We start from the raw sequence: 12,557 nt of genomic DNA, 5'->3' as shown, positions 1-12,557 counted from the left end.
ACCCGCCCCTGCCCCCGCCGTGCCCGGAACCCCCGCCGCGCGCGGAGGCCGCGGCCCGGAGCGCGGCCGTGGTGCTCCGCCCCGGCCGGGAACGTCCCCGCCGTCAGCCGGCGGCCGCCGAGGTGCCCCCCGTGCCCTGGCCGGCGGCGATCTGGCGGGCCATGAGCGTGGTCAGCTCGTAGGCGGTGTGCGAGGCGGCCACGGCGGTGATCTCCGCGTGGTCGTAGGCGGGTGCCACCTCCACCACGTCGGCGGAGACCAGGTTGCAGCCGGCCAGGCCCCGCAGGATCTCCAGCAGCTCGCGGGAGGTCATGCCGCCCGCCTCGGGGGTGCCGGTTCCGGGGGCGTGGGCGGGGTCGAGGCAGTCGATGTCGATGGAGACGTAGAGCGGGCGGTCGCCGATGCGCGCCCGCAGCTGGTCGGCGACCTCGTCGACCCCGCGCCGCATGACGTCGGCGGCGGTCACGATGCCGAACCCCATCTTCTCGTCGTCGTCGAGGTCCTTGCGCCCGTAGAGCGGGCCGCGGATGCCGACGTGGGAGAGGGCGGAGGTGTCGAGGACGCCCTCCTCGACGGCGCGGCGGAAGGGGGTGCCGTGGGTGTACTCGGCGCCGAAGTAGGTGTCCCAGGTGTCGAGGTGCGCGTCGAAATGGAGCAGCGCCACGGGGCCGTGGCGGCGGGCGGCGGCGCGCAGCAGCGGCAGGGCCACGGTGTGGTCGCCGCCGAGTGTCACCAGCCGGGTGCCGGAGGCCATCAGCTCGCCGGCGGCGGCCTCGACGGTCTCGACCGCCTCCTCGATGGAGAACGGGTTGACGGCGATGTCGCCCGCGTCGGCGACCTGGGCGAGGGCGAACGGCGAGGCGTCCTGGGCGGGGTTGTAGGGACGCAGCAGCCGGGACGCCTCCCGGATGGCATTGCCGCCGAAGCGCGCGCCGGGCCGGTAGGAGACGCCGCTGTCGAAGGGGACGCCGACCACCGCGATGTCGGTGCGCCCCACCTCGTCGAGGCGGGGCAGCCGGGCGAAGGTGGCGGGCCCGGCGTAGCGCGGGACGCGGGAGGAGTCGACGGGGCCGCGCGGCCCGGCGCCGGGGGTGGTGGAGGGGGCTGCGGACGGGTGCTCGTTGGACATGTCCCGCAGGGTAGGCGGCCGGGGCGGGCCGGGTCGCTGGACGCGGTGCAGGAACCGCCGGTCACGTTTTGGCCACTGTGTACGGGCGCCGGGGTGCCGCCCGGGACGACCGCCGCCACAATGGGATCATGTTTCCGGTTTCGCGTGTGCCCTCCCGTGACGAGCTGATCGACCACCTCGTGGGGGCCCGCATCGCCGGGGATGTCGCGACGCCCCGTGAGAACAACGTGGCCCACTACCGCGAGCTGGCCAACGGCAACCCCTACTACTGGTTCGGGGTGGACCTCGGCGACCGGTGGACCGACGAGCAGGACGTGCTCGCGGTCATGGCGGAACTGTGCGGCGTCAACGAGGACCCCGGCCACCGCGCCGGTCAGGACACCATCGACCCCGAGCTGACGGTGGCGGCGCTGGACCGCGCCGCGGCGGAGCTGGGCAAGGCGGCGGCCGACCGGTCGCGGGTCCTGACGGCGACCGGCCACCCCGGCGGGCTCCTCGACGTGCACGCACAGGTCGCCGCGGCGCTGCGGGCCGCCGGGTGCGAGCTGGTCCGGGTGCCGCTGGGGCTCACCGCCGACCAGGGTGTGGTGACGCAGCTCGCGGGGGTGGCGGTCTACGAGCGCGGCGCCTCGCTCTGGCACACCCACTCGCCGGCGCCGATGTCGGAGATCCTCGGCGCGCTGCCGCAGGAGGGCGAGGCCCTGCCGGACCTGGTCTTCGCCGACCACGGCTGGGCGGGGTGCGCGGCCCAGCGCGGGATAACGACCGTCGGCTTCGCCGACTCCAACGACCCGGCACTGTTCCTCGCCGAGCACGAGGGCACGCTGACGGTCTGCGTGCCGCTGGACGACCACGTGGTCAACCCGCGTTTCTACGAGCCGATGACGGCGTACCTGCTGGCCGCGGCCGACCTGGACTGACGCCCGCCGCCCTCCCCGCCGTCCGGCAGCCGTCCCCGCCTGCCGGACGACCGGCCCTCCGCCCCTCCGACGCCCCCGCGCTCCGGACCGCCCTCGCGCGTCCCGACCGCGGGGGCGTTCGCGTGCGTGCGGGCGACGGCGGATATGTCGCCCGCAGCCCGCGGTGTCGGCCGGTGGCCGGTGGCCGGTGCACCCCCACCCCTTGTTCAAGGATTACGTATATGCGTAGTCTTTGGTCATGAGTAGCGACCGGACCACCGCACCCAGCGCCGCCACCCCGAACGCATCCGTCTCCGAGCCCGGCGATTCCGGCGAACCCGGCGAGCGGGCCGCCCCGGACACCGCGACCCTCGCTCAGCGGCTCGCCGACCTGACCGAGCGGGTCACGGCCCTGGAGGACCGCGCCGCCGGCACGGCCGCGCCCGCTCCCGCCGGGGAGCTGCCCGACCCCGACGTCTTCTGGGCGCTGCACCGGCTGCGCTCCGAACTCGCCGAGCTGGGCGAGGAGGACGGCGGCGTGATGATCGTCGGCACCGTCGCCTCCGGGCCGTCCGGCGGCCGCGCCGAGTGGCAGCAGGCGTTCGGCACCGCCGCCCTCCTGGAGAGCGACTGGACCTCGCTGGCCGACACCGTCGCCGCGCTCGGGCAGCCGGTCCGGCTCCGGCTGATCCAGGGGCTGCTCGCGGGCCGCTCCACGGTGGCGGAGCTGGTCGAGCTCGACGGGGTCGGCACCACCGGGCAGATCTACCACCACCTGCGTCAACTCGTCGCCGCCGGCTGGTTGCAGGCCGCCGGCCGCGGCCGCTACGAGGTGCCGCCCCACCGGCTGGTCCCGCTGCTCGTGACGCTGGGCGCGGCCCGCGGCTGACCCCGCCCCGGGCGGTCGCGCGGCCCGCCGCCCGCACGACCGCCCGCACGACCAGGCATCACCCAGCACCGCGCAGCCCCGCACCACCGGGAAGGAACCCACTCGTGCCTCTCGCCCTCTGGCGCCGCCACGGCGTCCTCACCTCGACCGGTACCGTCGTGATGGTGCTCACCGTCAGCCTCGGCGGGCCGCTCGCCCTCTACCTCGCCTCGGTTTCGGCGCTCCTCGCGGGCCTGTTGGGCCAGTGGGCGCTGGTCCGGCGCCAGGCGCCGCGCCGGGGCGAGCCCGCGCCGGAGCCGGTGGTACTGCCGGCCCCGTTCTCCGGCCGCTGGACCGCGCTGAACAGCCCGGCGAGCAAGGTGCCCAGCCACACCCACGCCCTGGCGCAGACCTACGCGATCGACGTGGTGCGCTCCGGGCCGGACGCGCCGCCGGAGCCGCCGTTCGCCTGGTTCTGGCCGCCGTTGCGCCGCCCGGAGCGGTACCCGTCGTTCGGTGAGCTCCTCACCGCGCCCGCCGACGGCACGGTGGTGGCCGCCCACGGCCGGTCGCGGGACCACCTGACCCGCATGTCGACGGCCGGCCTGCTGCTGCTCGTGCTGGAGGGGTTCGTGCGCAGCCAGGGCGCGTCGCGGCACCTGCTGGGCAACCACGTGATCCTCGACCTCGGTGACGGCAGGTACGCGGTCCTGGCCCACCTGCGGCGCGGGAGTCTGCGGGTCGGCGTCGGCGAGCGGGTGGCGGCCGGTCAACCCCTCGGCGAGTGCGGCAACTCCGGCAACTCGTCCCATCCGCATCTGCACTACCAGCTCATGGACGGCCCGGACGTGCGGACGGCGCGCGGACTGCCGTTCGCCTGGCACCACCGGGACGCGACGGGGGCGGAGCGCACCGGCGTCCCGGCGAACACCGAGGAGTTCATCCCGATCCCCGCCGCTCCAGGGCAGGCCGGGGAACGCGCCGACTGAGGCCGGTCCGCCGGCGGGCGGCGGGCAGTGGCAGTGGGCGGCGGGCAGTGGGCAGTGGCGCGGCGCGGGATTCCGCCCGCCGAGGGGGGGGCCGCTCACCCGGCGTTCATCACCGCGGCCGGTCGACCGGGGCCGTCGTTCACCCGGGCTTCCTAACCTGCCGGGCGTGCCCCGGGGCCAGCGCCCCGCCCGACGCCCGACAGGACCCGTGATGCGCTCCCAGCCCCGCTCCCCCGCCGACCCGCCCGCCCACTGCGGCCGCCTGCGGCGGGCCGTGCCCGGCCTGCTCCTCCCGGCGGCGGTGTGCCTCTCGCTGACCGCGCCGCTCGCCGCGGCCCCGGCGGCCGCCGCCTCCGCCGCTCCGGCAGCGGCCCGCTCCCAGGGCGGCGAGGCCCGGGTGACCTGGGGCGTGGTCCCCGCGAACGAGGAGGGCGCCGACGAACGTGTCTCGATCCGCGCCGAGTTGGAGCCCGGGGAGGAGTACCGCGACTTCGTCGAGGTGACCAACTTCTCCGAGCGCCCGGTCGTCTTCGCGCTCACGGCCTCCGACGGTGTGGTGGTGGAGACCGGCGAGTTCGACCTGCTCCCGGAGTCGGAGGAGCCGGTGGGCAGCGGCGCCTGGATCACCATCGACGACGAGGTCGCGCTGGAGGCGGGCAGCAGCGCGGTGGTCCCGTTCACGTTGCGGGTCCCGGACGACGCCCTCCCGGGCGACCACCCCGGGGGCATCGCCGTCTCCGTGCGGACCGCCGGCGAGGACGACCAGGGCAACGAGATCGCGCTCGACGCCCGGGTCGGGGTGCGTGTCCACCTGCGGGTGGCGGGCGAGTTGGCGCCCGCGGTGGAGATCGCCGATCTCACGGCCGAGTACCGGCACTCCTGGAACCCGTTCCGCCCCGGGACGGTGGAGGTGTCGTGGACGGTCGCCAACACGGGCAACGTGCGGCTCGGTTCGGCCCAGGAGGTCACGGTGACCGGCCCGTTCGGCATCGGCACCGGCGCGACGGGCGAGCGGGCGGCCGAGCAGCGGGAGGTGCTGCCGGGGCAGCGCAGCCGCGAGGAGTCGCTGACCACCGAGGCGTGGCCGCTGGGCCGGCTCACCGCCGAGGTCGTCGGGGAGCAGGGCACCGTGGGCGAGGACGTCGTCGAGGCGGCGCTGAGCGAGGCACGCGCCGAGGCCCGGTTCCTCGCCGTCCCCTGGGTGCATCTCGCCCTGTTGGGGGTGCTGGTGCTGCTGGGCGGCGGCTGGTGGTGGCGCCGGCGGGCACGCGGCCGTCGGCTGGCGGCGGCCCTGGCGGCGGCACGCGCCGAGGGCGCCGCCTCCGCCGGTGACACCCGTGCCCAGGAGCGGGAGCCGGGCGCCGGCGGGGCGTCGTCCGGGGCCGGTTCCGGCGCGACCGGTGACGGCACCGGGGCGGACACCGCCCCCGCGACGGTGGAACCGTCCGCCCGGTGAACCGGCGTCCGGCCACCCCTCCGTCCCCGCGACGCCCCACCCCGCCGCGGCGGGTGAACTCCTGCCCCCGGCAACGAGGTTGCCGCCGTCACCGGTCGCGGCACGCTCCCACCGCGCTGACCAGCGGCTCCGCCACCACCACGGGCGGCACCGGATGCGGTGGGCACGTTCATCTCGCGCCGACCGTTCCGTCATGCGACGTTCGGCCGGGATTGGCGGTCGGCTGTCAGGGTGCGAGGCGACGACGTTCACGTCACTCTCACAGCGAAGGAACGCCATGCGCACTTCAGCTCTACGCCGGCGCCACCTCTGGCTCACCGGCGTGGTCACGGCCGGGCTGCTGGCAACCGCCAATGCCACGCCCGCCGTTGCGTCCACCGCGGCCTCCTCGGCCGCTGCGGGCGCCCCCGAGCGGGTGATCCTCAACCCGACGGCCGACCCGTCCACCTCGCAGACCGTCACCTGGCGGTCGGTGGGTGTCGCCTCGGACCTCCCCGCCTCCGTGGAACTGCGCCACCCCGACGGCCGGGTGGAGACGGTGCGCGCCGCCGTCACCAAGGAGATGTCGGTCCCGGCGGGCCAGGCGGTCACCTTCGCCGCCGAGCTGACCGGGCTGACCCCGGCCACCACCTACGCCTACCGCGCCGTCAGCGGCGACGCGGCGGACGAGTGGAACTCCTTCACCACGGCGAAGGACGGCGACCAGCCGTTCACCTTCACCTGGTACGCCGACGGTCAGAACGACCTCACGGAGAAGTGGACGCCGATCGTCGACCTGACGTCGCGCGCCTTCCCCAACTCGGAGCTGACCCTCCAGTCCGGTGACCTCATCGACCTCTCGGTGGAGAACGAGTGGGAGGAGTGGTTCACCATCACCGACGGCGAGCGGCAGACCGAGAACTGGCTGCCCGCCATCGGCAACCACGAGTACAGCCGTGACGCGGCCGCCGACTTCTGGGACGCCGGCTTCACCGTGCCGGACAACGGCCCGCGCGTCCCCGCCGGCGCCTCCGCCACGGAGCGTCCGTACCTGGAGATCATCACCGAGCACCTGCGCAACCAGGTGTACTTCACCGACTACCAGGGCGTCCGCTTCATCCAGCTGAACTCCCACACGGTCAGCCAGAACGCCATCCAGAACGAGCAGGGCGTCACCCTGCCGGCGCTCTCCACCGCCGACTGGCGCAAGCTCTTCTACGGCGTCCAGGCGCAGTGGCTGGACCAGGTGCTCGCGGAGGAGACCGGCAACTGGACGGTCGTCACCTTCCACCACCCCGCCTTCTCGGTCTCCTCCGGCCGCAACAACCGCGAGGTGCGCGAGAACTGGGTGCCGGTGATCACCAAGCACGACGTGGACCTGGTCCTCGCCGGGCACGACCACACCTACGGCCGCGGGTTCCTGAACGAGGACCGCACCGACGAGCAGGGCGTCACCGACGGACCGGTGTTCGTCGTCTCCAACTCGGGCCCGAAGTACTACAACCTGGCCCCGGTCAACGACAACGTGTGGACCAACAACGGCGCCACGCAGCTCGTCCGCCACGCCTTCACCTCGATGACCTCGGGAATCCGCGTGACGCCGGACAGCATCTCCTACGAGGCGCTGGTCGTGCAGAAGGGCAACAACCCGACCACCGGGCTGGAGCTGGGCGAGACCATCGACTCCTTCACCATCTCCCGTGGCGAGGACGGCTCCAAGCGCGTCACCGAGGGCATCGAGCGCCGGGTGGCGACGGGGCTCGGCGAGTCCGCCGCGGACCCGGTCGAGGGTGACATCGTCGTCGAGGCCGTCGTCCCCGAGCGGGACATCGAGCCGGGCGCGCTGACGCTGACCATCGGCGGCGAGGGCGAGGTCGTCTCGCTGGGTGAGGCCGACAACGGCGGCGACCGCTGGTCCTTCGGCGCCTCGCTGCCGACGCTGTCGGTGACCGACACCCGCTACGAGGCGGCCGGCTGGTCCGTGACCGGCGGTGCCGGCGACCTGACCGGCACCGGTGGGGTCCTGACCTCCGGCTACCTCGGCTGGAGCCCGCTGGTCCTGGGCGGTGCCACCGCCGAGTCCGGCCCCGCGGTCTCCGGTCTGCTCAACGGCGGTACCGGTCTGGCCGGTTCGCACCGGCTCGCCGCCGCCGACGACCACTCCCGGTTCGGCACCACCGAGCTCTCCGCCGACCTGAAGCTGGACGTGCCGGCCGCCACCGCGCAGGGCAGCTACCGCGGCGCGGTCCACGTGTCGCTCTTCCCGGTGGACTGACCTCCGCCCGGGCCGCAGGTGGGGGCGCCCGCACCCTTCGGGGTGCGGGCGGCCCCCGCGTCGTCCCGGGTCAGCGGGTGCGGGGCACCCGCACCACGCCCTCCTGGATGACGGAGACGGCGAGGTCGCCGTCCCGGGTCCAGATCTGGCCCCGGGCGAGCCCGCGACCGCCCTGGGTGGTCGGCGAGTCGGTGTCGTAGAGCAGCCACTCGTCGGCACGGAACGGCCGGTGGAACCACATCGCGTGGTCCAGGCTGGCACCGACGACGTCCCCGACGGTCCAACCGCCCCGGCCGTGGGCCAGCAGCACCGAGTCCAGCAGCGTCATGTCGGAGACGTAGGTGGCCAGGCAGAGGTGGACCACCGGGTCGTCGTGGACGCCGGTCAGCGCCCCGGTGGTGCGGAACCACACCTGCGAGCGGGGCTCCCGCGGGCTGCCCACCGTCGCGAAGGGCGGCTCCGCCACGTACCGCAGGTCGATGGCGCGGCGCACGTCCAGCAGCCGCTTCGACACCGAGGGGTGGACGAACCGGTCCTCGTACTGCGGCAGCATCTCGGCAGCGGTCGGCAGTGTCTCGGGGTCGGGCGCCTCCGGCATCGGCTCCTGGTGCGCCAGCCCCTCCTCCGCCGTCTGGAAGGAGGCCGACAGGTGGAAGATCGGCTGCCCGTGCTGCACGGCGACCACGCGGCGGGTCGCGAACGACCGCCCGTCGCGGATGCGGTCCACGTTGTAGACGATGGGGGCGCCCGGGTCCCCCGGCCGCAGGAAGTAGGAGTGCAGCGAGTGCGGCAGCCGGTCCTCCACCGTCCGGCAGGCGGCCACCAGGGACTGGGCCGCCACCTGGCCGCCGAAGACCCGCGGGATCACGGAGGGATGGCTCGCGCCCCGGTAGATGTCCCGCTCGATCGGTTCGAGGTCGAGCAGGTCGAGAAGACGGGCCAGGGTCTCGTTCATGCCCCAAGTTCTACCGGACGGCCCGCGGTAGCGGCCGTCCGGGCACCGCGAGCCACCGCGCCCGTCACCAGTCGTGGACGCTGCCGTCGGCGAGCCGGTTCACCGGCAGGTACGAGCGGCGGTACGGGTGCCGGGCGGCGGCCGCCTCGTCGTACGCCACGCCGAGCCCCGGCTCCTCCCCGGGGTGGAGGAATCCGTCCTCGAAGGTGTACGCGGCCGGGAAGACCTCCCGGGTGGGCGCCGAGTGGCCGGTGTACTCCTGGATGCCGAAGTTGTGCACCGCCAGCTCCAGGTGGAGCGCGGCCGCCAGCCCGACCGGGGAGATGTCCTCGGGCCCGTGGGTGGAGCCCTTGATCTGGTACAGCGCCGCCAGGTCGAACAGCTTCCGCAGCGGGGTGAGACCGCCGAAGTGCGTCACCGAGGACCGCACGTGGTCGACGAGCTGCTCGGTGATCAGGGTCTGGTAGTCGAAGACGGAGTTGAACACCTCGCCGATCGCCAGCGGCGTGGTCGTCGCCCGGCGGACCAGCCGCAGCGCCTCCTGGTTCTCCGCCGGCGTGCAGTCCTCCAGCCAGAACGGGCGGTAGGGCTCCAGGTCCTTGCCGAGCCGCGCCGCCTGCACGGGCGTCAGCCGGTGGTGGGCGTCGTGCAGCAGCGGCAGCTCCGCGCCGAACTCGGCGCGGACCGCCTCGAAGACGGCCGGGATGTGGCGGAGGTAGGCGTCGGTGTCCCAGTCCTCGACCAGCGGCCGGTCCTGCTGGTGCGGCACCGTGCTCCCGCTGCCGTCCGGGGCGTGCACCCCGTAGACGGCGCGCAGCCCGGGTACGCCGCTCTGCACCCGGATCGCGCGGTAGCCCTGGGCGAGGCGGGCGCGCACCGAGTCGAGGAGTTCGGGCAGGTCGCGGCCGTCGGCGTGGCCGTACGCCGTCAGCCGGTCGCGGCTCGCCCCGCCGAGCAGCTGGTACAGCGGCAGCCCGGCGACCTTGGCCTTGATGTCCCACAGCGCGACGTCGACGGCGGCGATCGCGGCCATCGTCACCGGACCCCGCCGCCAGTAGGCGCCGCGGTGGAGGTACTGCCAGGTGTCCTCGATGCGGTGGGGGTCGCGGCCCGCCAGCAGCGGCACGACGTGGTCGGCCAGGTAGGAGGCGACGGCCAGCTCGCGGCCGTTGAGCGTGGCGTCCCCCAGGCCGGTGACCCCCTCGTCGGTGGTGATGCGGAGGGTGACGAAGTTGCGGCCGGGGCAGGTGACCGAGACGGTCGCGTCAGTGATCTTCACGGGGCGGTCTCCTTCGGTGGTGCCGGGGCACGGCACGGAGCGGGCGGGTGACGGTGGCATCATCCCGCCGCGCGGGCCGCGGCGTGGGCAGGAGCCCGCCCGCGGGCGCTCCCGCCCCGGTCAGCGGCGCGGGTCGAAGGAGTGGGAGCGACGGGCCCCGGAAAGCGCCGAGGCCCGGTTCCGTGTCAGGAACCGGGCCTCGGTCATGAGTAGCGGGGACAGGATTTGAACCTGCGACCTCTGGGTTATGAGCCCAGCGAGCTACCGAACTGCTCCACCCCGCGTCGGTGTGTGCCTCGACCCTAGCCGCCCGGCGACCGCCGGCGCAAATCCGCCCGGGCACCCGCCACCGGCACGCTCCCGCGGCGGGCGGACCGGCATCGAGGATGCACCGCACAGCGCCGAGGCCCGGTTCCGTGTCAGGAACCGGGCCTCGGTCGTGAGTAGCGGGGACAGGATTTGAACCTGCGACCTCTGGGTTATGAGCCCAGCGAGCTACCGAACTGCTCCACCCCGCGTCGGTGTGTGCCTCGACCCTAGCCGCCCGGCGACCGCGGGGGCAAATCCGCCCCGGCGCCCGCCACCGGCGCACTCAGGCCGTGGGCGAACCGGCCGGTCCGGGCGCGGCGTTTGCGGCCACGCACTCCGGGCATCGGCCGTAGTACGTCACGGTGGCCTGCGCCACCTGGAAGCCGAACCGCTCGCCCTCGGGCAGCGCACTGAGGGGGTCGTCGGTGAGCCGCACGTCCCGGATCGCCCCGCAGCCCGAGCAGACCAGGTGCTGATGGGCCTCGTGCGCGTTGGGGTCGTACCGCCGGACCCGGCCGTCGGTGTTGACCTCGGTCACCTCACCGAGGGCCACCAGCTCGCCGAGGGTGTTGTAGACGGAGGCGCGCGAGATCTCGGGCAGCAGCTCCACGGCGCGCGCGTGCACCTCGTCGGCGGTGTAGTGCACGTGCTCACCGTCCAGCACCTCGGCGATCACGCGCCGCTGCGCGGTGAGCCGCCAGCCCCGGGCACGCAGTCGTCGCAGCAGGTCACTCATGGCATCCACCTTAGCGCGAACCTCTCCGAACCCCGACCAGGTACGAATTGAGTCGCGGTCTTGACTTGGACTGAGTCCAATATAGGATCGCATTCAGCCGAGGGCCAGACCCTCGCGCACACCGAGGACCTGAAGGGCGTGACAGGCGAATGACCGAGCAGACTGCGACGGGGCCGCTCACCACCGAGGCCGGCGCGCCGGTCGCCGACAACCAGAACAGCGAGACCGCGGGCCGTGGCGGACCGGTGCTGGTCCAGGACCAGCTGCTGATCGAGAAACTCGCCCACTTCAACCGCGAGCGCATCCCGGAGCGCGTGGTCCACGCCCGCGGCGCCGGGGCGTACGGCACCTTCACCGTGACCGCGGACGTCACCCGCTGGACCCGGGCGAAGTTCCTCTCCGAGGTCGGCAAGGAGACCGAGACCTTCCTGCGGTTCTCCACCGTCGCCGGCAACCTCGGCTCGGCCGACGCCGTGCGCGACCCCCGCGGCTTCGCGCTGAAGTTCTACACCGAGGACGGCAACTACGACCTCGTCGGCAACAACACCCCGGTGTTCTTCATCAAGGACGCCATCAAGTTCCCGGACTTCATCCACACCCAGAAGCGCGACCCGTACACCGGCTCCCAGGAGGCGGACAACGTCTGGGACTTCTGGGGCCTCTCGCCGGAGTCCACCCACCAGGTGACCTGGCTCTTCGGCGACCGCGGCATCCCGGCCTCCTACCGCCACATGCACGGCTTCGGCTCCCACACCTTCCAGTGGACCAACGAGGCCGGCGAGGTCTTCTGGGTCAAGTATCACTTCAAGACCGACCAGGGCATCAAGAACCTGACCCAGGCCGAGGCGGACGAGCTGGCGGGCAAGGACCCCGACAGCCACCAGCGCGACCTGCGCGAGTCCATCGAGCGGGGCGACTTCCCCAGCTGGACGGTGAAGGTCCAGATCATGCCCGAGGCGGACGCGGCGAACTACCGCTTCAACCCGTTCGACCTCACCAAGGTCTGGCCGCACGAGGACTACCCGCTCATCGAGATCGGGAAGCTGGAGCTGAACCGCAACCCGGAGAACATCTTCGCCGAGGTGGAGCAGTCGATCTTCTCCCCGCACCACTTCGTCCCGGGCATCGGCCCCTCCCCCGACAAGATGCTGCAGGGCCGGCTGTTCGGCTACGGCGACGCCCACCGGTACCGCGTCGGCATCAACGCCGACCACCTGCCGGTCAACCGCCCGCACGCCACCGAGGCGCGCACCCACGGCCGGGACGGCTTCATGTACGACGGCCGCCACGGCGGGGCGAAGAACTACGAGCCCAACAGCTTCGGCGGGCCGGTCGAGACCGGTCGGGCGCTGTGGCAGCCGACCACCGTCTCCGGCACCACCCAGGAGACCGAGGCGCCCTCGCACGCCGAGGACAACGACTTCGTGCAGGCCGGTGACCTCTACCGGCTGATGTCCGAGGACGAGAAGGGCCGACTGATCGACAACCTGGCCGGGTTCATCGCCGACGTCTCGCGCGACGACATCGCCGAGCGTGCGATCAACAACTTCCGCCAGGCAGACGCCGACTTCGGCAAGCGACTGGAGGCCGCGGTCCAGGCCCTCCGCGGCTGAGCCCGCTCGCCGAGGGACGGCTCCGCCCGTCGGCCGGCACCCGCCGACCGGCCCGGGGCCGTCCCACGCC

At 73.8% G+C, this 12,557-nt stretch carries 10 protein-coding genes and 2 tRNA genes; 6 read left to right on the top strand and 6 right to left on the bottom strand.

What is annotated here, in order from left to right; translation table 11 throughout:
* Window positions 1-103: 103 nt before the first annotated feature.
* The gene (speB, locus tag HCN56_RS18095) at window positions 104-1,129 is read right to left on the bottom strand and encodes an agmatinase (protein ID WP_167972437.1); all 1,026 of its coding nucleotides are present in this window, start codon (window positions 1,127-1,129) and stop codon (window positions 104-106) included.
* A gap of 128 nt (window positions 1,130-1,257) precedes the next feature.
* Here speB and HCN56_RS18090 point away from each other — a divergent pair, with 128 nt between their 5' ends.
* The 5 genes from HCN56_RS18090 (at window position 1,258) to HCN56_RS18070 (ending at window position 7,595) form a co-directional block, all read left to right on the top strand.
* Complete coding sequence (locus HCN56_RS18090; RefSeq protein ID WP_167972435.1) at window positions 1,258-2,049, top strand: phosphatase; 792 nt, start codon at window positions 1,258-1,260, stop codon at window positions 2,047-2,049.
* Window positions 2,050-2,287: 238 nt separating this feature from the next.
* Entirely contained in the window at window positions 2,288-2,917 is a 630-nt protein-coding gene (locus HCN56_RS18085) for an ArsR/SmtB family transcription factor (RefSeq protein ID WP_245246707.1), read from the top strand.
* Between the two features lie 104 nt (window positions 2,918-3,021).
* Window positions 3,022-3,885, top strand: a complete 864-nt coding sequence (locus tag HCN56_RS18080; protein WP_312871289.1) for a M23 family metallopeptidase — start codon at window positions 3,022-3,024, stop codon at window positions 3,883-3,885.
* A 211-nt stretch (window positions 3,886-4,096) separates the two neighbouring features.
* Complete coding sequence (locus HCN56_RS18075; RefSeq protein WP_167972433.1) at window positions 4,097-5,341, top strand: DUF916 domain-containing protein; 1,245 nt, start codon at window positions 4,097-4,099, stop codon at window positions 5,339-5,341.
* Between the two features lie 277 nt (window positions 5,342-5,618).
* Complete coding sequence (locus HCN56_RS18070; RefSeq protein WP_167972431.1) at window positions 5,619-7,595, top strand: purple acid phosphatase family protein; 1,977 nt, start codon at window positions 5,619-5,621, stop codon at window positions 7,593-7,595.
* 70 nt (window positions 7,596-7,665) lie between these two features.
* Here the strand turns inward: HCN56_RS18070 and HCN56_RS18065 are convergent, their stop codons facing one another.
* The 5 genes from HCN56_RS18065 to HCN56_RS18045 all read right to left on the bottom strand — a co-directional run bounded on the left by HCN56_RS18065 (window position 7,666) and on the right by HCN56_RS18045 (window position 10,874).
* Entirely contained in the window at window positions 7,666-8,550 is an 885-nt protein-coding gene (locus HCN56_RS18065) for an acyl-CoA thioesterase (RefSeq protein ID WP_167972429.1), read from the bottom strand.
* A 64-nt stretch (window positions 8,551-8,614) separates the two neighbouring features.
* Complete coding sequence (manD, locus tag HCN56_RS18060; RefSeq protein ID WP_167972427.1) at window positions 8,615-9,829, bottom strand: D-mannonate dehydratase ManD; 1,215 nt, start codon at window positions 9,827-9,829, stop codon at window positions 8,615-8,617.
* Between the two features lie 210 nt (window positions 9,830-10,039).
* A tRNA-Met gene (locus HCN56_RS18055) sits at window positions 10,040-10,113 on the bottom strand.
* A gap of 160 nt (window positions 10,114-10,273) precedes the next feature.
* A tRNA-Met gene (locus tag HCN56_RS18050) sits at window positions 10,274-10,347 on the bottom strand.
* A gap of 74 nt (window positions 10,348-10,421) precedes the next feature.
* Window positions 10,422-10,874, bottom strand: a complete 453-nt coding sequence (locus HCN56_RS18045; RefSeq protein WP_167972425.1) for a Fur family transcriptional regulator — start codon at window positions 10,872-10,874, stop codon at window positions 10,422-10,424.
* 149 nt (window positions 10,875-11,023) lie between these two features.
* On the opposite strand from HCN56_RS18045, the gene HCN56_RS18040 reads away from it, so the two are divergent.
* Window positions 11,024-12,487, top strand: a complete 1,464-nt coding sequence (locus tag HCN56_RS18040; protein ID WP_167972423.1) for a catalase — start codon at window positions 11,024-11,026, stop codon at window positions 12,485-12,487.
* Window positions 12,488-12,557: the final 70 nt, after the last annotated feature.

This window comes from Streptomyces lonarensis, assembly GCF_012033735.1.
Lineage (GTDB): Bacteria > Actinomycetota > Actinomycetes > Streptomycetales > Streptomycetaceae > Streptomyces > Streptomyces lonarensis.
The sequence above is the reverse complement of the archived record's forward strand: the minus strand, read 5'-3'. Positions and strand labels throughout refer to the sequence as shown.

What these genes read in the sequence shown, in the direction of transcription:
- speB (WP_167972437.1), bottom strand. Translation starts at nt 1,129, where the DNA reads ATGTCCAACGAGCACCCGTCCGCAGCCCCCTCCACCACCCCCGGCGCC.
- HCN56_RS18090 (WP_167972435.1), top strand. Translation starts at nt 1,258, where the DNA reads ATGTTTCCGGTTTCGCGTGTGCCCTCCCGTGACGAGCTGATCGACCAC.
- HCN56_RS18085 (WP_245246707.1), top strand. Translation starts at nt 2,288, where the DNA reads ATGAGTAGCGACCGGACCACCGCACCCAGCGCCGCCACCCCGAACGCA.
- HCN56_RS18075 (WP_167972433.1), top strand. Translation starts at nt 4,097, where the DNA reads ATGCGCTCCCAGCCCCGCTCCCCCGCCGACCCGCCCGCCCACTGCGGC.
- HCN56_RS18070 (WP_167972431.1), top strand. Translation starts at nt 5,619, where the DNA reads ATGCGCACTTCAGCTCTACGCCGGCGCCACCTCTGGCTCACCGGCGTG.
- HCN56_RS18065 (WP_167972429.1), bottom strand. Translation starts at nt 8,550, where the DNA reads ATGAACGAGACCCTGGCCCGTCTTCTCGACCTGCTCGACCTCGAACCG.
- HCN56_RS18045 (WP_167972425.1), bottom strand. Translation starts at nt 10,874, where the DNA reads ATGAGTGACCTGCTGCGACGACTGCGTGCCCGGGGCTGGCGGCTCACC.
- HCN56_RS18040 (WP_167972423.1), top strand. Translation starts at nt 11,024, where the DNA reads ATGACCGAGCAGACTGCGACGGGGCCGCTCACCACCGAGGCCGGCGCG.